The 21029-nt window shown below is 68.5% G+C and carries 16 protein-coding genes; 12 read left to right on the top strand and 4 right to left on the bottom strand.

The annotated features are described in order from the left end of the window. The first annotated feature begins 24 nt into the window (after positions 1–24). Positions 25–1470, top strand: a complete 1446-nt coding sequence (tldD, locus tag MIC98_RS09880; RefSeq protein ID WP_239737042.1) for a metalloprotease TldD — start codon at positions 25–27, stop codon at positions 1468–1470. Between the two features lie 76 nt (positions 1471–1546). On the opposite strand, the gene yjgA is transcribed toward tldD, so the two are convergent. Then, complete coding sequence (gene yjgA, locus MIC98_RS09875; RefSeq protein ID WP_239737041.1) at positions 1547–2134, bottom strand: ribosome biogenesis factor YjgA; 588 nt, start codon at positions 2132–2134, stop codon at positions 1547–1549. A 217-nt stretch (positions 2135–2351) separates the two neighbouring features. Here yjgA and pmbA point away from each other — a divergent pair, with 217 nt between their 5' ends. Together pmbA and MIC98_RS09865 are read left to right on the top strand one after the other, a co-directional pair. Next, complete coding sequence (gene pmbA / locus MIC98_RS09870) at positions 2352–3719, top strand: metalloprotease PmbA (protein ID WP_239737040.1); 1368 nt, start codon at positions 2352–2354, stop codon at positions 3717–3719. A gap of 94 nt (positions 3720–3813) precedes the next feature. Then, positions 3814–4197, top strand: a complete 384-nt coding sequence (locus tag MIC98_RS09865; protein WP_239737039.1) for a DUF4870 domain-containing protein — start codon at positions 3814–3816, stop codon at positions 4195–4197. A 204-nt stretch (positions 4198–4401) separates the two neighbouring features. Here MIC98_RS09865 and MIC98_RS09860 read toward each other — a convergent pair whose 3' ends face one another. From MIC98_RS09860 to MIC98_RS09850, 3 genes are read right to left on the bottom strand one after another with little or no spacing between them, the layout of a single operon-like run. Further along, the gene (locus MIC98_RS09860) at positions 4402–5970 is read right to left on the bottom strand and encodes a pseudouridine synthase (protein WP_239737038.1); all 1569 of its coding nucleotides are present in this window, start codon (positions 5968–5970) and stop codon (positions 4402–4404) included. Then, positions 5967–6818 (bottom strand): SMC-Scp complex subunit ScpB, encoded by an 852-nt coding sequence (gene scpB, locus MIC98_RS09855; protein WP_239737037.1) that lies wholly within the window; start codon positions 6816–6818, stop codon positions 5967–5969. The genes MIC98_RS09860 and scpB overlap by 4 nt, the downstream gene beginning before the upstream one ends. A gap of 15 nt (positions 6819–6833) precedes the next feature. Next, complete coding sequence (locus MIC98_RS09850; RefSeq protein WP_239737036.1) at positions 6834–7763, bottom strand: ScpA family protein; 930 nt, start codon at positions 7761–7763, stop codon at positions 6834–6836. A 349-nt stretch (positions 7764–8112) separates the two neighbouring features. Here MIC98_RS09850 and MIC98_RS09845 point away from each other — a divergent pair, with 349 nt between their 5' ends. The 9 genes from MIC98_RS09845 to MIC98_RS09805 all read left to right on the top strand — a co-directional run bounded on the left by MIC98_RS09845 (position 8113) and on the right by MIC98_RS09805 (position 21005). Further along, the gene (locus MIC98_RS09845; RefSeq protein WP_239737035.1) at positions 8113–8412 is read left to right on the top strand and encodes a YciI family protein; all 300 of its coding nucleotides are present in this window, start codon (positions 8113–8115) and stop codon (positions 8410–8412) included. Next, a complete protein-coding gene (locus MIC98_RS09840) occupies positions 8409–8681 on the top strand; it encodes a BolA family protein (protein WP_057641630.1) in 273 nt (90 codons plus the stop codon). The genes MIC98_RS09845 and MIC98_RS09840 overlap by 4 nt, the downstream gene beginning before the upstream one ends. Positions 8682–8977: 296 nt before the next feature. After that, positions 8978–9997 (top strand): LacI family DNA-binding transcriptional regulator, encoded by a 1020-nt coding sequence (locus tag MIC98_RS09835; protein WP_239737034.1) that lies wholly within the window; start codon positions 8978–8980, stop codon positions 9995–9997. 72 nt (positions 9998–10069) lie between these two features. Continuing rightward, positions 10070–13036, top strand: coding sequence for a TonB-dependent receptor (locus tag MIC98_RS09830; protein WP_239737033.1), 2967 nt, complete (start codon positions 10070–10072; stop codon positions 13034–13036). A 150-nt stretch (positions 13037–13186) separates the two neighbouring features. After that, entirely contained in the window at positions 13187–14743 is a 1557-nt protein-coding gene (locus tag MIC98_RS09825) for a glucoamylase family protein (RefSeq protein ID WP_239738122.1), read from the top strand. Between the two features lie 3 nt (positions 14744–14746). Further along, on the top strand, positions 14747–16021 hold the full coding sequence (locus MIC98_RS09820) for a sugar ABC transporter substrate-binding protein (protein ID WP_239737032.1): 1275 nt from the start codon (positions 14747–14749) through the stop codon (positions 16019–16021). Beyond that, on the top strand, positions 16018–16899 hold the full coding sequence (locus MIC98_RS09815; protein WP_057641625.1) for a sugar ABC transporter permease: 882 nt from the start codon (positions 16018–16020) through the stop codon (positions 16897–16899). The genes MIC98_RS09820 and MIC98_RS09815 overlap by 4 nt, the downstream gene beginning before the upstream one ends. Beyond that, positions 16896–17732 carry a carbohydrate ABC transporter permease gene (locus MIC98_RS09810; protein ID WP_239737031.1) on the top strand — a complete coding sequence of 279 codons (837 nt, stop codon included), beginning with the start codon at positions 16896–16898 and terminating at the stop codon, positions 17730–17732. Before MIC98_RS09815 ends, MIC98_RS09810 begins: the two co-directional genes overlap by 4 nt. 102 nt (positions 17733–17834) lie before the next feature. After that, positions 17835–21005: a discoidin domain-containing protein gene (locus MIC98_RS09805; protein ID WP_239737030.1), complete on the top strand. Its 3171-nt coding sequence runs from the start codon at positions 17835–17837 to the stop codon at positions 21003–21005. Positions 21006–21029: the final 24 nt, after the last annotated feature.

The raw sequence follows: 21029 nt of genomic DNA, 5'->3' as shown, positions 1-21029 counted from the left end.
GTCCATCATCCCCATGCTGGTGCCATGACCGACAACGCCCTTGCCCTCGCCGAATCCCGCCTGCTGCTGCCCGCCGGGCTGGACGCCAACCGCCTCGAACGCACCTTCGGCACCCTGCTGGGGCCGGGCATCGACTTCGGCGACCTGTATTTCCAGCATTCGCGGCGCGAGAGCTGGAGCGTGGAGGACGGCATCGTCAAGGACGGCGCGCACTCCATCGAACAGGGCGTGGGCGTGCGCGCCATCGCCGGTGAGAAGACCGGCTTCGCCTATTCCGACGACATCCAGCCGGCGGCGCTGCTGGCGGCGGCGCAGTCGGCGCGGGCGATCTCGCGCGATGGCGGCACCTGCAACGCCAATACGCTGGTGCGCGGCAACGGCCGCGCCCTGTACCCGGCGCTGGACCCGGTGGACAGCCTCGGCAACGAGGCCAAGGTCCAGGTGCTCAAGCGCTTGGACCGCTACCTGCGCGCGGCCGACCCGCGCGTGCAGCAGGTGATGGTGAGCCTGTCCGGCGGCGTGGACACGGTGCTGGTCGCGCGCAGCGACGGCGTGCTGGCCGCCGACGTGCGCCCGCTGGTGCGGCTGAACGTGCAGGTCATCGTCGAGCAGGACGGACGCCGCGAATCCGGCTATGCCGGCGGCGGCGGCCGCTACGGCTACGAGGAATTATTCGCGGGCGACCGCCCCGAGGCCTTCGCCCGCGAGGCGCTGCGGCAGGCCTTGGTCAACCTCGACGCGATCCCGGCGCCGGCCGGGGTGATGCCGGTGGTGCTGGGGCCGGGCTGGCCCGGCGTGCTGCTGCACGAGGCGGTCGGCCACGGCCTGGAGGGCGACTTCAACCGCAAGGGCACCAGCGTCTACGCCGGCCGCATCGGCGAGCGGGTGGCGTCGAAGGGCGTGACCATCGTCGACGACGGTACCCTCGACGGCCGCCGCGGCTCGCTGAACATCGACGACGAGGGCACCCCGAGCCAGTGCACCACGTTGATCGAGGACGGCATCCTGGTCGGCTACATGCAGGACACGCTCAACGCGCGGCTGATGGGCGTGGCGCCCACTGGCAACGGCCGCCGCGAGTCGTTCGCGCACATGACCATGCCGCGCATGACCAACACCTACATGCGCGCCGGGCAGCATGACCCGCAGGAAATGATCCGCTCGGTGAAGAAGGGCCTGTACGCGGTGAACTTCGGCGGCGGGCAGGTGGACATCACCAGCGGCAAGTACGTGTTCTCGGCGACCGAGGCCTACCTGATCGAGGACGGCAAGGTCACCGCGCCGGTGAAGGGCGCCACCCTGATCGGCAATGGCCCGGAAACCATGCAGAAGGTGCGCATGGTCGGCAACGACCTGGCGCTGGACGAGGGCGTGGGCATCTGCGGCAAGGACGGCCAGAGCGTGCCGGTGGGCGTGGGCCAGCCGTCGCTGCTGATCGACGGGCTTACCGTGGGTGGTACGCAGGCGTAGGCCGCCTGTCGTGGATGCGGGGCCCGCCCCGCATGGCGCATCCGCGGGAAAGCCTCGTGTGGGGCAAGCCCCATACCTACGATTCGTCGGCCTCGTCATCGACGTCGTGCCCGGCGTCTTCGTCATCCAGTCCGACCGCCGCCTGCGCCGGCAGCATCAACTCGCGCAGCACCTGGTAAATCTCGCGGAACGCGCGCGGCGGCTTGTTCTTCGCTTTTTCCGCCAGCGCATTGCGCACCAATGTACGTAGTTGCTGGCGGTCGGCTTGCGGGTATTCGTCCAGCAATTCGGCCAGCGCCGCGTCGCCTTCGGCCAGCAAGCGCTCACGCACGTGCTCGATGCGATGCATCAGCGCCACCGCGCGCTTGGAGGTTTCGCTGTTGGCCTCCAGTGCGTCGCGGATGGCTTCCAGCACCGCGTCGTCCTCGCGCCGCATCTGCTTGGCCAGGAACGCCAGCTGGCGCTTGCGCGCGCCATGCGCGGTGATGCGCTTGCTGTACTCGATGTGCTCCAGCAGGTCCTCGGGAATCGGCAGGCGCGCCAGCTGCGCGGCGGTCAGCTCCACCAGTTTCTCGCCCAGCGCCAGTACCTCCAGCGCCTCGCGCCGGTTCTGGCTGCGGCTCTCGCTGAAAAATTCGCCGGTTTCCTCGTCACGTCCGCGCATTGCCTTGTTACTCGATTAAAGTTCGTGTGTACCGCAGCCTGCTTTGGAAAGCCCCTCTCCCTCCGGGAGAGGGGTTGGGGTGAGGGTACGGGCGAAGCCTCGTGCCATCAGGTAGTGCGAGGCTTCGCCCGTACCCTCATCCGGCGCTTCGCGCCACCTTCTCCCGAGAGGAGAAGGAAATCATCGGCTTCGGCTGGATTTTCGAAAGGATAAAGCATTGAACACCAACCCCACCGAAACCCGCGCCACCGACGACAGCCTGCAACGGCTGGAGCAATTGGCCGGCATCTCGCAGCGGCTGCTGGAAAAGGCCCGTGCGCTCGGCGCCAGCCAGGCCGAAGTCAGCTGCAGCGAAGACCGCGGCATGGACGTGAACGTACGCCTGGGCGAGGTGGAGACGGTCGAATCCACCCATGACCGCGGCATCGCCGTCACCGTCTATTTCGGCCAGCGCAAGGGCAGCGCCAGCACCGCCGACCTGCAGGAAACCAGCCTCGACGCCACCGTCGCCCAGGCCTGCGCCATCGCCCGCCATACCGAGGACGATCCGGCCGCCGGGCTGGCCGATGCCGCGCTGATGGCGCGCGAATTCCCCGACCTGGACACCTGGCACCCGTGGGCGCTGGACGCACGCCACGCGGTCGACCTGGCGCTGGCCTGCGAGGCGGCCGGGCGCGAGGCCGATGCCCGCATCGGCAACTCCGATGGGGCCTCGGTGGCGACCGCGCAGAGCCTGTCGGTCTATGCCAATTCGCACGGCTTCATCGGCCGCGAGCGCAGCAGCCACCATTCCATCGGCTGCGCGCTGATCGCCGGGCAGGGCGACGGCATGCAGCGCGACGGCTGGTACAGCAGCGCGATCGCCCATGCCGACCTGCAGGACCCGCAGGCCATCGGCCGGCGCGCGGCCGAGCGCACCGTCGCCCGCCTGCAACCGCGCTCGCTGCCGACCGGGCAGGTGCCGGTGCTGTTCGCCGCCGAGGTGGCGCGCTCGCTGGTCGGCCACCTGCTCTCGGCCGTTTCCGGCGGCGCACTGTACCGCCGCGCCAGCTTCCTGCTCGACAGCGTGGGGACGCGGCTGTTCCCGGAGTGGTTCGCGATCGACGAGCAACCGCTGCTGCGCCATGGCCTGCGCTCGACCGCGTTCGACGGCGAGGGAGTGGCCACCCGCGATTCGGCGCTGGTGACCGGCGGCGTGCTGCAGCGTTACGTGCTGGGCAGCTATTCGGCGCGCAAGCTGGGCCTGCACACCACCGCCAATGCCGGTGGCGTGCACAACCTGAAGGTGGCGGCCAACGCCGGCGACCTGCCATCGCTGCTGTCCGGCATGGGCAGCGGCCTGCTGGTCACCGAACTGATGGGGCAGGGCGTCAACGGCGTGACCGGCGACTACTCGCGCGGTGCCGCCGGCTTCTGGGTCGAGAACGGGCAGGTGGCCTATTCCGTGGACGGCGTCACCATTGCCGGCAACCTGAAGCAGATGTTCGCCGGCATCGAGGCGGTGGGCAGCGACGTCGATCCGCGCTCGCACGTCGCCACCGGCTCGATATTGATCGGAAAGATGACCGTGGCGGGCAACGATTGAAGTATCCTTTCGCTGCTGCGGAACCAGCATGATCGGTACGCGGGAGATTGCAGTTCACCACCCACATACGGACCAACAGGAAAAGGGGAGTTTCATGAGCGATTTCGACAACCTCACCACGCCGCCGCCGGCACCGGCACCGGAGGGCGAGGTGCCGCAGGACCAGCGCACGATGGCGCTGCTGGCGCACATCCTCGGCATCTTCACCGGCTTCATCGGCTCGCTGATCATCTGGCTGGTCAACAAGGACAACCCGGAAAAGGGCTTCGTCACCGACCAGGCCAAGGAGGCGCTGAATTTCCAGATCACCCTGATCATCGCCTCCTTCGTCTCCGGCATCCTGACGCTGGTGCTGATCGGCTTCCTGATGCTGGTGGCCATCGGCATCGCCAACCTGGTGCTGTGCATCCTGGCCGCGATGAAGGCCAACAACGGCGAAGCCTACCGCTACCCGTTCGCGCTGCGCCTGATCAAGTAATCCAGCGGCAACGCGAAACGAAAAGGCCCGGGATTCTTCCCGGGCCTTTTTCGTTCACGGCTTTTTGTTTGTGCTTTTGTAGGAGCGACGTCACGACCGGAGCTTCACCGGAAAAGCTTCGTCGCGACTGACGTCGCTCCTGCAAACACAGAAGCAGATGCATGAAACGAAGCCCCGTTTCCGGGGCTTCTTTTCGCATGCGGGTCAGCCGCCGCGCGGGCCGCCACGGCGATTGCCGCCGCCCGGCGGACGGCCACCGGGGCCGCCATTCGGGCGGTTGCCACCGCGCGGGCCACCCGGGCCACGATTGCCGCCGCCGGGACGACCGCCCGCCGGGCGCGCGCCATATGGACTGAACGCCGGGGTGGCATGGTCGGACGGGAAGCTCGGGGCATTGCCCGGATGCCCATAGGGATGCTTGCGCTGGCCCTGCTGCGCACCGGCTGCGGCGCCGGGGCCGCGCCCCTTGCCCTGGCCTTGGCCCTGACCGGCGAAGCCGCCACGGCTCTGGCCGCCACCGGCACCGGGCTTGCCACCCTTGCCGCCACCCGGACGGCCAGTGCCGCGTGCGCCGGGACCGGCGTTGCGGTGGCCGCTGGGGCCGGTGCTCACGCCCTCGGGCACGTACCAGGTACGGAATGCGGCGGGGTTGCCTTCCGGCAGGCTGCGGTCACCCTTGACCTTGCGCTGCTTGAACGGCTTCTGCGACTGCTTGGCCGCCGCTTCGCCACTGACGGTCAGGCCGCCCTTGAAGCCGCCCTTGCCGCGTCCACGGCCGCGGTCCTCGCGCACATTGTCGAAGCGGCGCAGCTCGCGGCCTTCGTCGGCGGTGTTGTGGCCGTTGACGTAGGCATTGCCGTGGCCACCCTCGCGGCCGACGCGCACGGTGGTCTTGGCCGCCCTGCGCTGGCCGATCACCGGCTGCAGGGTCAGCGCCGACGGCGTGCCTTCCTCCAGCTTCAGCTCGGCGCGCAGTGCCTCGACCTGGGCGGCCGGCAGTTCCTGCGACTGGCCGCGCAGCAGTGGCTGCGGCAGGCCGACCTTGCCGTAGCGGGTACGCTTGAGGCGGCTGACCTGGCAGCCCTGCGACTCCCACAGGCGGCGCACCTCGCGGTTGCGGCCTTCCTTGACCACCACGCGGAACCAGTCGTGCGAATCGGTGCCGCCGATGCGCTCGATCTCGTCGAACCTGGCCGGGCCGTCTTCCAGCGCCACGCCGCGGGCGAGGCGGTCGACGATGTTGTCCGGCACCTTCTCCTGGCCTTCCGGGGCACGCACGCGCACCACGTATTCGCGCTCGACCTCGAAGGACGGGTGCATCATCGCGTTGGCCAGCTCGCCGTCGGTGGTCAGCAGCAGCAGGCCGGTGGTGTTGATGTCGAGGCGGCCGATGGCGATCCAGCGGGCGCCCTTGAGCGTCGGCAGCGCCTCGAACACGGTCGGGCGGCCTTCGGGGTCCTCGCGGGTGGTCACTTCGCCTTCGGGCTTGTTGTAGATCAGCACGCGCGCCGGCTCGGTCAGCGCGCTGGCGACGAAGCTGCGGCCGTCGAGGTCGATCCTGTCGCCGCTCTTGACCGACATGCCGGTCTGCGCGGTCTCGCCGTTGACCTTGACCAGGCCGTCGGCGATGCGCTGTTCCAGCGCACGGCGCGAGCCGAGGCCGGCCTGCGCCAGCACCTTGTGCAGGCGTTCTTCCAGCCTGGGCTGTTCGGCGGCGGCTTCGCGCTTGAGCGAGAGCTTGTTCAACGACAGCTTGCGGGGGGTGTCACTCATTCTGTTTGGCTCCGGCCGGCATCTGTCTGCTCGGCCTCTGGTTCGGGATCGGCTTCGTCAACAGCCACGGTCGTCGTCGCGACGGCGTTGTTTCCGGTGTCTTCCACTTCCGCCGCGCGCTCTCCCGGCGCGGCGTCGGGTTCGCCCGTGGGGGCGGTGTCTTCATCGGCATCCCCGGCGGGCGGGGTGGCCTCGGTATCGTCATCGGCTTGACCGGTGGCGTCGGTGTCCGTACCGGCGTCTTCCGGCGTACCCGCGCCGGCGGCCAGCGGCGCGGCCGGCTGGCCGTCGTCGCCCAGCGGCAACTGCGGTTCCAGCTCGCCGATGTCGCGCAGTTCGGACAGCGGCGGCAGTTCGTCCAGCCGCTTCAGGCCGAAATAATCGAGGAAGCCGCGGGTGGTGCCGAACAGCGCCGGCCGGCCCGGCACGTCGCGGTGGCCGACCACGCGGATCCACTCGCGTTCTTCCAGCGCCTGGATGATGTTGCTGCTGACCGCCACGCCACGCACCTGCTCGATCTCGCCGCGGGTGATGGGCTGGCGATAGGCGATCAGCGCCAGCGTTTCCAGCGTGGCGCGGGTGTAACGGGTCTTGCGCTCGGTCCACAGGCGGCTGACCCAGCCATGCACCTCGCGGGTGACCTGGTAGCGGAAGCCGGAGGCGACCTCGACCAGTTCCACGCCGCGCCCGTCGCAGGCCTCGCGCAGCTGTTCCAGGGCGCGTTCGACGCTGCCCGGCGGCGCCGGCTGCTCCTCGGGGAACAGCTCCTGCAACTGCGCCAGCGTCAGCGGCTGGCTGGACGCCAGCAGCGCGCCTTCGACGATGCGGTTGATCAGCGGTTGATCCATGTGTCGGGGATGGGCTCAGGTGGCGTCGGGGGTGTCGTTGTCGTCGAACTCGCTCGAAAACTGCAGCGGTGCGTTGGTGTTGCCGGAAGCCAGCGACTTCACGTAGATCGGCGCCAAAGGCTGCCGTTCACCCTGAACGTCGGGGGCGTGCTCCTGCACGATGTCCAGCAACTGCTCCTTGGCCAGCTCCAGCAGCGCCAGGAAGGTGACCAGCACGCCGAGCTTGCCTTCCTCGGCGGTGAACAGGCTCTCGAAACGGTGGAACCGGCCATCCTCCAGCTGTTCCAGCACCTCGCCCATGCGCTGGCGCACGCTCAGCGCCTCGCGCTTGATCGCGTGGCCGCTGAACAGCTCGGCGCGCTTGAGCACGTCGTGCAGGGCCAACAGCATTTCCTTCAGGTCCACCGGCGGCGGCAGCTTCACCGTGGCGCGGTCGGGCACGAAGGCATGCGCCAGCGTGGTGTCGCGGTCCTGCCGGGGCAGGGCGTCGATGTCCTCGGCGGCCTGCTTGAAGCGCTCGTACTCCTGCAGGCGCCGCACCAGCTCGGCGCGCGGGTCGGCTTCCTCGCCGTCCTCGCTGGGCGGGCGCGGCAGCAGCATCCGCGACTTGATCTCGGCCAGCATCGCGGCCATCACCAGGTACTCGGCCGCCAGCTCGAAGCGCAGCTCCTGCATGACGTTGATGTACTCGACGTACTGCTTGGTGATCTCGGCCACCGGGATGTCGAGGATGTCCAGGTTCTGCCGGCGGATCAGGTACAGCAGCAGGTCCAGCGGGCCCTCGAAGGCGTCGAGAATGACTTCCAGCGCATCCGGCGGGATGTACAGGTCCTGCGGGATCTGCAGTACCGGCTGGCCATGCACCACCGCCAGCGGCATTTCCTGCTGCTGCGGAGCGGTGGGCGGCGCTGGCGGATTCGCGACGGACGCGAGTTCGGAAGTCATCAGGGCGACATCGGGTGTTGCGAGCCTTAGTGTTCCGGGTTCCCGCCCGGAGCAGGGTCCTGCCTTCAGCAATTGCGAATCGTGCGCACCGGCCGGCGCGCGTGCACATCAACAACGCGACATGCCGCTGGGTCAATGCGGCAACGTCATCACGAGGAGGTCGTCATACGCAGGCCGGGGAGGGAGGCGGAACGGTCGGACGGCGGTGGCCTTGCCTGCCGCCGCACCGGGCCGCTACGGGCCGGCTGCGTGCAATGCTGCAAAGAGTAATCGCCCCGGGCCGCCGGTGTCCAGCCTTGGCGCTAGACTGGCCGCCTTCGCATTCATCAGTGGCAAGGAGAGTGGACCGGTGTGGTACGTGATCGAAGGGCGTGACGGCAAGCAGGTGCTGGCCGCGCGCATGCAGGCAAGGGCCGCCCATTTGGAACGGCTGCAGGCGCTGCTGGACGCGGGCAGGCTGCTGCTGGCCGGCCCGTGCCCGGCCATCGACGCCGAGGACCCCGGCGAGGCCGGCTTCAGCGGCAGCGTGGTGATCGCCAGCTTCGACGACCTGGCCGCCGCCCGCGCCTGGGCCGATGCCGACCCCTACGTTGCCGCCGGCGTCTACCACCGCGTGGACGTGCGCCCGTTCCGCAAGGTGTTGCCGTGAGCCGGGTGGAGCGGATCGAGGCGGCCCTGCGCGCGGCCTTCGCGCCGCAACGGCTGGAAGTGGAGGACGACAGCCACCGCCACGCCGGCCATGCCGGTGCACGCGACGGGCGTGGGCATTTCAACGTCAGCATCGTCAGCGAGGCCTTCGCCGGCAAGGCGCCGCTGGCGCGCCACCGCGCGGTCTACGCGGCCCTGGGCGAGATGATGCAGACCGATATCCATGCGCTGGCGATCAAGGCGCAGACCCCGGCGGAAGCGGGGACCTGACCCGTCTTGTAGATGCGGGGCTTGCCCCGCATGGGGCATTCCCGGGAAAACCCGTGCCGGGCAAGCCCGGCACCTGCGAAGCAATCTTGTAGATGCGGGGCTCGCCCCGCATGGCGCTTTGCCGGGAGAGCGTCATGCGACAAGCCCCGCATCCACGGTCCGCGAGGGAGAGACAGATTTGTCCTTGTCGGGACAAAATGCGTCCTCCTCGTGACTTCAGCGTGTAACGAATCGTTTACAACCTGCGTTGGAAACGATTACAGTCGCCGCGACCCCGGCCTGCGGAGGGCACAGCGGTGGCGAAACCGGCAATCACCATCAAGGATGTTGCCCGCGAGGCGAAAGTCTCGGTCGCCACCGTGTCGCGCGCGCTCAACGGCCACGACAACGTCGCCGCGCCGGTGCGTCAGACGGTGCTGGAGGTGGCCCGCCGGCTGCGCTACACCCCGCATGCCGCCGCGCGCAGCCTGAGCAGCCGCAGTACCCAGACCCTCGGCTTGGTGCTGCCGGACCTGCACGGCGAATTCTTTTCCGAACTGATGCGCGGCATCGACGGCGTGGCGCGTGCGCACCGCCGGCACCTGCTGGTATCCAGCTACCACGGCGATCCGGAGCAGCAGGGCGCCGCATTGCAGGCCATGCGCGGGCGGGTCGATGGCCTGCTGGTCATGTCGCCGGGCACCGCCGCCCCCGGTTTCCTGGTGGACAACCTGCCGGCGCTGCCCACGGTGCTGATCAACACGCCGATGCCGGACGGGCAATACCCGGTGTTCGGGATCGACGACCATGCCGGCGCGATGGCCATGACCCGCCATCTGCTCGACCTCGGCCACCGCCGCATCGCCTTCATCGCCGGCCCCGGCCACAACCACGACGCCCGCGGGCGCCTGCGCGGCTTCCGCGATGCGATGGCCGCGGCAGGCGCGGACGCGGAAGGCCGGGTGCTGCCCGGCGGCTTCGACGAGGCCTCCGGGCACCGCGCCGGGCTGGCGCTGCTGCAGGACGGGCCGCTGCCCGATGCGGTGTTCGCGGCCAACGACATGATGGCGCTCGGCTGCCTGTACGCCTTCAACCAGGCCGGGGTGAAGGTGCCCGCGCAGGTGGCGCTGGCCGGCTTCGACGATATCCCGCTGGCACGTTTCGTTCACCCGTCATTGACCACGATGCGGATCAGCATTGCCGATCTCGGCGAGCGGGCGACCTCGCACCTGCTGCAGTTGATCGACGATGGCGCAGCGATGCCGCCCGTCCCCGCCGCGACGATGGTTCCGACCCTGGTCACGCGCGACTCGACGGCTGTCCAAGGACCGCCCTGAGCCGGTGCCCGCCAAGGGCACCGCACCACCGAACCGAATGGCAGCCCTGCTGCCGCACCCGGAGAGCAGCACATGAACCGTCACACCACCCGCAAGACCCGTCCGTCCCGCAAGCTGCTCGGCTGCGCGCTGGCCAGTTGCCTGCTGCTGGGCGCCGCACCCGCGTTCGCGCAAAGCACCGGCGCCACCATCCGCGGCCAGGTGACGGCCGATTCAGCGCCGGCCGGGCAGGCCCGGGTGACCGCCACCAACCTCGCCACCGGCCTGAGCCGCAGCGTGCAGAGCACGGCCAGCGGCAACTACGCGCTGGCCGGCCTGCCGCCGGGCACCTATCGCGTGGACGTCGAGGCCGGCGGCGCGAGCAGCAGCCAGAACGTCACCGTGCAGGTGGGCCAGACCGCGACCATGAACCTCGGCGTCGGCGGCGTCGCCGAAAGCGGGCAGGGCGGGGCGGCCACCACGCTGGATGCGGTGCAGGTGACGGCGCAGGCGCCGATCGAGACCCGCACCTCGGAAATCGCCACCTACATCACCCCGCAGCAGATCCAGGCGCTGCCGCAGGGCACGCGCAACTTCCTGGCCTTCGCCGACACCGTGCCGGGCATGAGCTTCGAGCAGAACCCGTCCAACGGCGCGACCAAGCTGCGCGGCGGCGTGCAGAGCGCCAACAACGTCAACGTCTACATCGATGGCATCGGCCAGAAGAACTACGTCACCCAAGGCGGCCTGACCGGGCAGGATTCCAGCCGCGGCAATCCGTTCCCGCAGCTGGCCATCGGCGAGTACAAGGTCATCACCTCCAACTACAAGGCCGAGTACGACCAGATCAGCTCGGCGGCGGTGACCGCGGCGACCCGCTCCGGCGGCAACGATTTCTCCGGCTCGTTCTTCTGGGACTACACCAACCAGGACTGGCGCGAGCCACGCGAAAGCGAGAAGAACGGCGTCGGCAAGACCCGCTCCAGCGAGAAGCAGTACGGCGCGGCGTTCGGCGGGCCGATCGTCAAGGACAAGGCGCACTTCTTCGTCACCTACGAGGCCAAGGAATACAACGCGCCGCAGGACCTGACGCCGGGCGAGGGCCTCGCCGCGGCGGACCTGCCGCCGGCATGGCGCGACCAGCTTGGCGCGGCCAGCACGCCGTTCAAGGAAGACCTGTACTTCGGCAAGCTGGACTGGTCGATCAACGACGAGAACCTGGTCGACCTGAGCTACAAGCGCCGCGAGGAAAGCGACATCGGCAACGTCGGCGGGCAGAGCGCGCGCAGCTACGGTACCGACGCCGGCGTCGACGAGGACCGCTACGACCTGCACTGGCAGTTCTCCAACACCAACTGGCTCAACGACGCCCACCTGACCTACGAGAAGGCGTTCTGGAGCATGGCGCCGGCCAACTACGGCAACGGCATGGTGCTGACCGACGGCTCGTCCAACGACGGCAAGCAGATCTTCCGCATCGGCGCCGGCAACGGCGGCCTGCAGGACAAGGGGCAGAAGGGCTGGTCGTTCCAGAACGACACCACCTTCTTCGGCTGGGAAGGGCATACCGTCAAGGCCGGCGTGAAGTACAAGCAGGTGGACCTGGACACCACCGAGCAGCAACCCTACAACCCGCAGTTCTACTACGACATCAACCAGGGCGGGGCGGTGCCGTATTTCGTCCGCTTCGGCAGCCCGGCGGCCGGCACCAGCGGCGGCACGGTCACCTCGAAGAACAAGCAGTTCGGCCTCTACATCCAGGACGACTGGGAGGTCACCGAGCGCCTGACCCTGAACCTCGGCCTGCGCTGGGACTACGAGGAAACCCCGTCGTACCTGGACTACGCCACCGATGCCGACGTGCTGGCCGCGCTCGCCACCCAGGACCCGCAGGACGGCGCGGCGGCGGGCCAGACCTATGCGCAGACGCTGGCGCTGGGCGGCATCGACATCAACCGTTTCATCAGCACCGGCAACAACCGCAAGGCGTTCAAGGATGCCATCCAGCCGCGCCTCGGTTTCTCCTACGACTTCACCGGCGACGAACGCCACGTGCTGTTCGGCGGCATCGGCCGCTCCTACGACCGCAACCTGTTCGACTACCTGCAGCTGGAACTGACCAAGGCGACGTTCCCGACCCGCGAGTTCAAGATCAACTCGCCCGGCCATGCCTGCGACCCGGCGGCCAGCGACTGCCTGGACTGGAGCACGCAGTTGCTAGACCGCGACTACCTGATGTCGCTGGTGGATTCGTCGCAGGCCGGCCGCGAAGTGTGGATGTTCGACAACGACCTGAAGACGCCGTACTCGGACCAGATCAGCCTCGGCATGCGCAACACCTTCGCGCTGATGGGGCATGACTGGAACACCTCGGCCACCCTGCAGCACATCCGTTACAAGAACGGCCTGCTGATCATGCGCGGCAACCGCCGCGGCGACGGCAGCTACTACAACGATGCGGGCAGCCCGTGGAGCGGCGCCAACCCGCCGGGGCTGGGCGGGCTGATCCTGGCGACCAACGGCTTCGAGTCGAAGAGCAACGCACTGCTGCTCAGCGCCGACAAGCCCTACACGGCCGAGAGCCCGTGGAATTTCAACGTCGCCTATACCTTCACCGATGCCAAACAGAACATCCACGAGAAGGACCCGGTGTACGGCTGGTACTTCCCGGGCGGTGGCTGGTACGACGGTGCGTGGGCGCCCCGCCACCGGCTGGTGATGAGCGGCTTCACCGACCTGCCGTGGGGCATGAACGTGTCCGGCAAGCTGACCCTGGCCAGCAAGATCAAGCGCTGGGACGTCGACGGCACCGGCGGCTACGAACACCCGCGCAGCTGGGAGCCGGACGGCAACCTCGGCTTCAAGCAGTTCGACATGTCGCTGACCAAGACCTGGGATACCGGCACCGACCTCAAGCTGAAGGTCCGTGCCGACGTGATCAACGTGTTCAACTGGACCAATTGGGGCGGCTATGGCATCAACTGGAATACCGGCGTGATCAACAGCTGGGACCAGTATGCGACCCGCACCTTCAAATTGTCCTTCGGCCTGGACTGGTAAGGCCCGGCGCCCGGCCGCCCTTGGCGGCGGCCGGGGCGCTCGCCTGCCGGCATCGGCATTCTCCAACGGCTCCACCCAACGGAAAGCGTCTTGAGCAACCCGCGCACCACCCAACTGCTGTCGTGTACCGCCGCCGGCCTCGCGCTGGGCCTGCTCGGCGGGTGCGGCAAGCCACCGCCCGAGCCGGCCACTCCCAAGGTGCCGCCACAGGTGATCCTGATCGAGGCCGACCTGCCGCCGCGGCCGATGAAGCCGGAGCTGCCGCCGCTGTTCGACGACATCGAGCGGCGCACCTTCCAGTTCTTCTGGGACACCACCAACGAGCAGAACGGGCTGACCCCGGACCGCTACCCGTCGCGGCCGTTCGCGTCCATCGCCTCGGTGGGCTTCGCGCTGACCGCCTATCCGATCGGCATCGAGAACGGCTGGGTCAGCCGCACCCAGGCGGTGGACCGCACCCTGGCCACGCTGCGCTTCTTCCGCGACGTGCCCACCGGCCCGCAATCCACCGGCAAGGCCGGCTACAAGGGCTTCTACTACCATTTCCTGGACATGCGCGACGGCCGCCGCTACGACAGCTGGGTGGAGCTTTCCAGCGTGGACACCGCGCTGCTGATGATGGGCGTGCTGTTCGCGCAGTCGTACTACGACGGCAACGACCCGCGCGAAAAGGAGATCCGGCAGGTCGCCGACACGCTCTACAAGCGCGTGGACTGGCAGTGGCTGCAACGCAACAAGCCGCTGGTGTCGATGGGCTGGTTCCCCGAGAGCGGCTTCATCCAGCACGACTGGATGGGCTACAACGAGGCGATGATGCTCTACGTGCTGGCGCTGGGCTCGCCGACGCACCCGGTCGGGCCGGATGCGTGGACGGTGTGGACGCGTACCTACGACAACGACTGGGGCGTGTTCCAGGGCCAGGAATACCTTTCCTTCGGGCCGCTGTTCGGGCACCAGTACAGCCACGTATGGATCGATTTCCGCGACCTGCAGGACGCCTACATGCGCGAGCGCGGCATCGACTATTTCCTCAACAGCCGCCGCGCCACCCTGGCCCAGCGCGAGTACGCCATCGCCAACCCGATGCAGTGGAAGGACTACGGCGAGAACGTGTGGGGCCTGACCGCCGGCGACGGCCCGCAGAACACCACCCAGGAATACAAGGGCGAGCAGCGCCAGTTCCGCCATTACTCGGCGCGCGGCGCCGGCCTGCGCGAGAACTTCGACGACGGCACCATCGTGCCCTCGGCGGCGATCTCCTCGCTGCCGTTCGCGCCGGAGGTGGTGATCCCGGCCACGCAGGAAATGCACAAGCGCTACGGCGACTACCTGTATTCCAGCTACGGCTTCCTCGATTCGTTCAACCCCAGCTTCAACTACGACATCCCGCTCAAGACCGGGCGGCTGATCCCGGACCGCGGCTGGGTGGCCAGCGACTACATCGCCATCGACCAGGGGCCGATCCTGGCCGGCATCGCCAACTACCGCGACGAATTCGTCTGGAACGTGATGAAGAAGAACCCGTACATCCGCAAGGGCATGGAGCGGGCCGGCTTCAGCGGCGGCTGGCTGCTGCCGGAAGGCAAGGACTGGCAGCCGTTGCAGAAGGACGAAAAGGCCGCCTCGGCGCGCGCGGTGGGCATCGCCGAGTCGCGCGCGGCCGCCGCGCAGGAGCAGAAAGCGGCCACGCCACGGCCACAGCAATAGGGAATGACGATGCTGCGCCTGGCCACGTTGCTGTGCCTCGCCCTGCTGGCCGCCTGCGCGCGGCCGCAGCAGGGCACCACGCTGCGCTTCTGGGCGATGGGGCGCGAGGCCGAGGTGGTCGGCGAACTGGTGCGCGAGTTCGAGGCCGAGCATCCCGGCATCCGCGTGGAGGTGCAGAACATCCCGTGGACCGCCGCGCACGAGAAGCTGTTGACCGCCTATGCCGCCGACGGCCTGCCGGACCTGTGCCAGCTCGGCAATACCTGGGTGCCCGAATTCGCCACGCTGCAGGCGCTGACGCCATTGCAGCCCTGGGTGGATGCTTCCGATGAAGTCGCGCCGCAGGATTATTTCCCCGGCATCTGGAACACTAATGTCATCGACGGGCAGCTGGTCGGCATACCGTGGTACGTGGACACGCGGCTGCTGTTCTACCGCAAGGACCTGCTGCGCGAGGCCGGCTACGACCACCCGCCGCGCGACTGGGCCGAGTGGGAACGGATGAACGCCGCGCTGAAGCAGCGCATGGGGGCGGACCGCTACCCGGTGCTGATGCCGCTCAACGAGTTCGAGCCGCAGCTGTCGCTGGCGCTGCAGCAGGACGACCCGCTGTTGCGCGACGATGACACGCGCGGCAACTTCCGCAGCCCCGGCTTCCGCCGCGCGTTGGGCTTTTACGCCAACATGTACCAGCAGGGCTGGGCGCCGAAGATGTCCGAGACGCAGATCTCCAACGTCTGGGACGAGTTCTTCCGCGGCTTCACCGCGTTCTACCTGTCCGGGCCGTGGAACATCCGCGAGTTCAACAAGCGCCAGCCGCCGTCGCTGCAGGGCGAGTGGGGCACCGCGCCGCTGCCCGGGCCCGATGGCCCCGGCGCCGGCATCGCCGGTGGCACCAGCCTGGTGGTGTTCCGCTCCTCGCGGCACAAGGAAGCGGCATGGCAGCTGATCGAATTCCTGTCGCGGCCGGCGATGCAGCAACGCCTGCACGCCATCATCGGCGACCTGCCACCGCGCCGCAGCGCCTGGCATTCGCCGCAACTGGCCGACGACCCGCTGGCCGCGGCGTTCCGCGACCAGCTGGAGCGGGTCAAGCCCACGCCCAAGGTGCTGGAATGGGAGCGCATCGCGCAGGAGATGCGCATCGTCACCGAGCAGGTGGTGCGCGGCGGGCTGGCGCAGGACGCCGCGGCCGCGCAACTGGATGACCGCGTGGATGACATCCTCGCCAAGCGGCGCTGGATCGTCGAGCAGCAAGCGCAGGAGACGCCACGATGAAGCGTGGCAGGCTCGCCGGCTGGGTATTCGCCGCCCCCGCGCTGATCGTCATCGGCGTGTTCTTCGGCCTGCCGGTGCTGTCGGCGCTGGCGCTGAGCCTGACCGACTTCGATCTGTACGCGCTGGCCGACCCGCACAACCTGCGCTTCATCGGCCTGGACAACTACCTGGACCTGCTGCGCACGCCGATATTCTGGAAGTCGCTGGGCAATACCGCGTACTTCGTGGCGATCGGCGTGCCCCTGTCGATCGCCGTGTCGCTCGGCGCGGCGATGCTGCTCAACGCACCTGTGACGCGCTGCAAGGCGTTGTTCCGCACCGCGCTGTTCGCGCCGGTGGTGACCACGCTGGTGGCGGTGGCGGTGATCTGGCGCTACCTGTTCCACACCCGCTACGGGCTGGTGAACTGGACGCTGGGGCAGGCGGGCATCGACCCGGTGGACTGGCTGGGCGACCCGCACTGGGCGATGCCGACCATCATCCTGTTCGCGGTGTGGAAGAACTTCGGCTACAACATGGTGATCTTCCTGGCCGGCCTGCAGGCGATCCCGAAGGACCTGTACGAGGCCGCGCGCATCGACGGCGCCTCGCGCTGGAAGCAGTTCCTGCACATCACCCTGCCGATGCTCGGGCCGGTGCTGCTGGTGGTCGGCGTCATCACCGTCTCGGGCTACTTCCAGCTGTTCGCCGAACCCTACGTGATGACCCGCGGCGACCCGCTGCAGAGCACGGTGAGCGTGCTGTATTTCATGTTCGAGGAAGGCTTCAAGTGGTGGAACCTGGGCCGCGCCTCGGCGGTGGCGTTCCTGCTGTTCCTGATCATCCTCGGCGTGACCACGCTGATGCTGCGCTTTGGCCGGCGCAAGGAGCTGGTATGAGCCGCGAGATCGGCCAATCGCGCGGATACGGCTGGTGGGTCAACGGCGCATTGCTGGTATTGGCCGTCGTCAGCCTGGCGCCGCTGGCGTGGATGCTGTCGGTGTCGTTCATGCCCGGCGGGCAGGCGTCGCAGTTCCCGCCGCCGCTGCTGCCCTCGCGCATCACCGCCGACAACTACCGCGAGCTGTTCGCGCGCACCGGCATGGCCGGCAACTTCCTCAACAGCCTGGGCATGTCGCTGGGCATCACCCTGGGCTCGCTGCTGCTCAACACGCTGGCCGGCTATGCCTTCGCCAAGCTGCGCTTCGCCGGCCGCGAGCGGGTGTTCCAGCTGCTGCTGGCGGCGCTGGTGATCCCTTCGCAGGTGGCGATGCTGCCGCTGTTCCTGCTGATGAAGCAGTTGGGGCTGGTCAACACCTGGGGCGGGGTGGTGGTGCCGGCGCTGGCCAGCGTGTTCGGCATCTTCCTGGTGCGGCAGTACGCGCGCTCGATCCCCGACGAACTGCTGGAGGCCGCGCGCATCGACGGCGCCAGCGAGGCGCGCATCTTCTTCCGGATCGTGCTGCCGATGCTCAAGCCGGTGCTGGTGACGCTGGCGATCTTCACCTTCATGGGCGCATGGAACGACTTCATGTGGCCGCTGATCGTGCTGACCGACCAGCAGCACTACACCTTGCCGGTGGCGCTGGCCTCGCTCTCGCGCGAGCACATCATGGACGTGGAGATGATGATGGCCGGCGCGGTCATCACCGTGCTGCCGGTGCTGCTGCTGTTCCTGCTGCTGCAGCGCTACTACATCCAGGGCCTGCTGCTGGGCAGCGTGAAAGGGTAGGAGCGCACCTTGGTGCGCGATGAAACTTTCCCGGCGAATCCCATCGCGCACCGAGGTGCGCTCCTACTAGAATCCTGCGACGCCGTATCAAGACTCCCCGCGATGAAGAACCTCCTCGCCATCTTGCTGCTCCCCACCATCGTCCTCGCCGGCAATGCGCCAGCGGCCGACGGCGGAAGCAGGGTGCTGGCGAAATTCGACGACATCGGCGCATGGCAGCTGATCACCTCGCCGCAGGTCAGCGGCTCGCTGCGGCCCGTGAGCGGCAACAATGGCCGGGCGCTGTGCCTGGATTACGACTTCCACGAGGTCTCCGGCTACGCCGGCATCCGCCGCCCGCTGGATGTGACCTGGCCGGAGAACTACCAGGTGTCGTTCAACCTGCGCGGTGATTCGCCGGCCAACGACCTGCAGTTCAAGCTGGCCGACGCCAGCGGCGACAACGTGTGGTGGGTGAACCGCACCGGCTACGACTTCCCGAAGAACTGGACGCGGGTGAGCTACCGCAAGCGCCACATCGGGAAAGCCTGGGGCCCCGACCCGGACACGCGCCTGCGCCGCAGCGCCTCGGTGGAATTCATCGTCTACAGCAAGGTGGGCGGCAGGGGCACGGTCTGCTTCGACCAGCTCACGTTGCGGCCCTTGCCGAAGGAAGACACCTCGGCGCTGACCACCACCGTCATCGCCGACACCGCCACCGCCCTGCAGCAGCGCATCGCCGACGGCAGGCCGGACACGGTATGGATCAGCGGCGGGGTCAAGCAGCAGACCGTCAGCCTCGACCTCGGCAAGGTGCGCGAGTTCGGCGGCGCGGTGATCCAGTGGGCGCCGGGGCTGGAAGCCTCGCGCTACGTGGTGCAGGCCTCCAGCGACGGCCGCGACTGGCGCAAACTGCGCGACGTGACGGCCGGCGGCGGCGGCCGCGACTGGCTGGCGCTGCCGGAGACCGAGGCGCGCTACCTGCGCTTCGACCTGGTCGACGGCCCCAACTGGCGCTACGGCATCCGCGACATCAGCCTCAAGCCGCTGGATTTCGCCGCCACGCCCAATGACTTCATCCACTCGGTGGGGCGCGACCTGCCACGCGGCTCGCTGCCGCGCGGCTTCAGCGACGAGCAGCCGTACTGGACCCTGCTGGGTCTGGATGGCGGCCGCGAACAGGCCTTGATGGGCGAGGACGGCGCGCTGGAGTCGGTGCGTTCCGGGTTCAGCGTGGAGCCGTTCGTGGTGCTGGACGGCAAGGTGCTGGGCTGGGCCGACGCGAAGGCCAGCCAGAGCCTGCTCGATGGCTACCTGCCGGTTCCCACGGTGCAATGGCAACACGACGATTTCGGCCTGCAGGTCACCGGCTTCGTGCAGGGCAGGGCGGAGCAGGCGCAACTGGTCGCCCGCTACCGCCTGCACAACACCGGCAAGGTGACGCGCGACTACCGGCTGGCGCTGGCCGTGCGCCCATTGCAGGTCAATCCACCGCGGCAGTTCCTCACTACGCCTGGCGGCGTCAGCCGCATCGAGCGGTTGGCGATCGACAACGGCACGGTCAGCGTCAACGGCCAGCCCCGCGTGTTCGCGCAGACGCCTCCGGACACCGCATTCGCCACGGCCTTCGACAGCAAGCTCGCCGTCACCCATCTGGCGGACAAGCGCCTGCCGGGCATGCATGAAGTCCGTGACGCCACCGGGCTGGCGTCCGGCGCGCTGGTCTACGACTGGAAGCTGGAACCGGGGCAGAGCAGGGAAGTGGTGCTGGTGCTGCCGCAGACCGGCACCTGGGCCGCGCCGGCCGCCGGCTTCGACGCCGACACCGCGCAGCAGCAGGTGGCGGCGATGTGGCGGCAGAAGCTCGACCGGGTCAAGCTGCAACTGCCCGAGGCCGGCCAGCCGCTCGCCGACACGCTGCGCACCGCATTGGCGCACATGCTGATTTCGCGCGTCGGCCCGAGCCTGCAACCGGGCACCCGTTCCTATGCCCGCAGTTGGATACGCGATGGCGCGATGATTTCCGAAGCGCTGCTGCGGCTGGGCCGCGGGGATGCGGTGCGCCAGTATCTGGAATGGTATGCGCCGTACCAGTTCGACAGCGGCATGGTGCCGTGCTGCGTGGACGCGCGCGGCAGCGACCCGGTGCCGGAAAACGACAGCCACGGCGAACTGATCCACGCCATTGCCGAGTACTGGCGCCACACCGGCGACGACGCCTTCCTGCAACGCATGTGGCCGCACGTGCAGGGCGCGTGGCGCTACATGGAAAAGCTGCGCCTGGACGAGCGCACCGAAGAGAACCATGCGCGCAACCCCGGCTTCTACGGGATGATGCCGGCATCGATCAGCCACGAAGGCTATTCGGCCAAGCCGGTGCATTCGTATTGGGACGATTTCTGGGCGCTGCGTGGTTACAAGGATGCCGCCGACCTGGCCACTGCGCTGGGGCTGGAAGAAGAAGCCCTCGCAATGGCGGCCTCGCGCGACGAATTCCGCCAGGACCTGGACGACTCGCTGCGCTCGGCGATGGCTGCGCACAGGATCGACTTCCTGCCGGGCTCGGTGGAACTGGGCGATTTCGACGCCACCTCCACCACCATCGCGCTGGCGCCGGGCGGCGAACAGGGCAGGTTGCCGCAACCGGCGCTGGACAACACCTTCGAGCGCTATTGGCAGCAGTTCGTCGCGCGCCGCGACGGCAAGCGTGAATGGAAGGATTACACGCCCTACGAATGGCGCAACGTTGCCGCGTTCGTGCGCCTGGGCTGGCGCGAACGCGCCTGGGAGGCCAGCGAGTTCTTCTTCAAGGACCGTGCGCCGCCGGCATGGAACCAATGGGCCGAGGTGGTCTCGCACACCCCACGCGAACCCTTCTTCCTCGGCGACCTGCCGCACGCCTGGGTGGCCTCGGATTTCGTGCGCTCGGCGCTGGACATGTTCGCCTACGAGCGCGAGATCGACGCCAGCATCGTGCTCGCCGCCGGCGTGCCCACGGCGTGGCTGGCGGGCAAGGGCATCGCCCTGGACGGCCTGCGCACCACCCACGGCCTGCTTGGGTATTCGCTGGCCCGCGGCGACCGGCAGCTGACCCTGCAGATCGCCGCCGGCCTGCAACCGCCAACGGGGGGGCTGGTGCTGCCGTGGCCCTACGAAGGTGCCCCCGGCGCGGCGACCATCAACGGCGAACCCCTCGAGTGGGATGGCAACGAACTGCGGATCATGACGTTGCCGGCCAAGGTGGAGATTGCGATTCCGGCGGAGTTGCGGCGTAGCGAGCGTGGGCGCCGTTGAAGGCTGTCCAGAAGACATCCAATC

Source organism: Stenotrophomonas sp. NLF4-10, from assembly GCF_022359915.1.
GTDB lineage: Bacteria > Pseudomonadota > Gammaproteobacteria > Xanthomonadales > Xanthomonadaceae > Stenotrophomonas > Stenotrophomonas daejeonensis.
Note: the sequence above shows the minus strand (reverse complement) of the source record. Positions and strands in the feature narration are given on the sequence as shown.